This is a genomic window from Paraburkholderia sp. CNPSo 3281 (genome assembly GCF_024206515.1).
Taxonomy (GTDB): domain Bacteria; phylum Pseudomonadota; class Gammaproteobacteria; order Burkholderiales; family Burkholderiaceae; genus Paraburkholderia; species Paraburkholderia nodosa.
In genome coordinates this window covers 1-1,194 of sequence record NZ_JAMBPS010000148.1, presented here as the reverse complement: position 1 = coordinate 1,194, position 1,194 = coordinate 1, and the positions used below count along the sequence as shown (strand labels likewise).

The window sequence follows — 1,194 nt, the reverse complement described above, 5'->3', positions numbered from 1 at the left end:
CTGCGCAGCAGGTTGGCGTTCAACCGGTAATGCAGTGCCACCGCCGCAATCGACACGTTCGGCTGCATTGCCGCCCGAATGACCGTCTCCTTGAATTCCTTGCTATGCCGACGGCGCCGCGTCGGCTGAACGACATCCGGTACAACCTCGACTTCGTCCATCGTGTACACCTGTCCATTTAAAATTTGAATGGACATGATCCTGGGGTGGCACGACTTGCCGATCAAGATGACTTCACCGGCTGCTTACTCACCGCGCTCCCCGCGCGGTCTCCTTTCGCGAGAAAATAGCGAATCATGCGCGCTCACTCTCACGCTTGATCAGGGATTCTGTTACGGGTTCGTAGGTGTCGGGATGGGCGCCGCCTGCGCGCTCGGGGCTATGCGTGATGGTGTCGCCGTTATCGAGCGTGCTGCCGACGTAGGCCAGTTGCGCACACGCGCGATTTGCTCTAAGAGCGAGGCCGCTCGTAATGCGTGCGGTGGTACCGTCTGGATAACAAATCAGATCGCCGATTTGCCCGACCCTTATGTCTTCGCCATTGCTGCGCCATTTGCCTCCAGGCTCGCGCAGAACCCCGCCACGTGCGGTGGTGGAGCCGGATAGTGCGAACCGCCAGCATGGCTTGGGCGGCGCCGGCACGTAGAACGGATCGAATAGGCCTGCCGGCTTTTCACCTTCGGGAACAAACAGGCCAGATATCTCATCCTCCCACGGCGTGGACACGATCCGATCGCCGTTGCTAAGGTGACTGCCGACCAGCGCGGCGGACTTCCCGTCATCGACAAACAACGAGCCCGCACCGTCGATGATTGCTGCTTCGCTAGCATCGTTATAGGTGACGACATCTGACACTGATATGTATTTGACCTGTCCACTGGTTTATAAAAGATCCTGGCTCGCACAGTGTGCAGGTAGCAGAACGGACGGCATGCCGACGGTTGATCAGTGCGTATTTCGGCGAAGCCGAACACGGATTTCGGTTGAAGTCGAACAGTGTTTCCGGAGGAAGATGAACAACCGTTTCGCTTGAAGTCGAACGGTTTCGGAGAATTCCGGAATTGGTGTTCGGCGCTCCGAAATGCGTGTTCATCTTCCCGAAATCGGTGTTCAGCCTGCCGAAACGGCTGTTCACCCCACCGAAATGCGTGTTCGGTGGACCGAAACGAAAGGTGTGGTTTCGGTTGGCGGTAC

The 1,194-nt window shown here is 57.7% G+C and carries 1 protein-coding gene; it reads right to left on the bottom strand.

Translation table 11 applies throughout. The features are described 5' to 3' along the window. Positions 1–294 precede the first annotated feature (294 nt). Positions 295–855 carry a hypothetical protein gene (locus tag M3I56_RS40555; protein ID WP_254358659.1) on the bottom strand — a complete coding sequence of 187 codons (561 nt, stop codon included), beginning with the start codon at positions 853–855 and terminating at the stop codon, positions 295–297. Positions 856–1,194 lie beyond the last annotated feature (339 nt).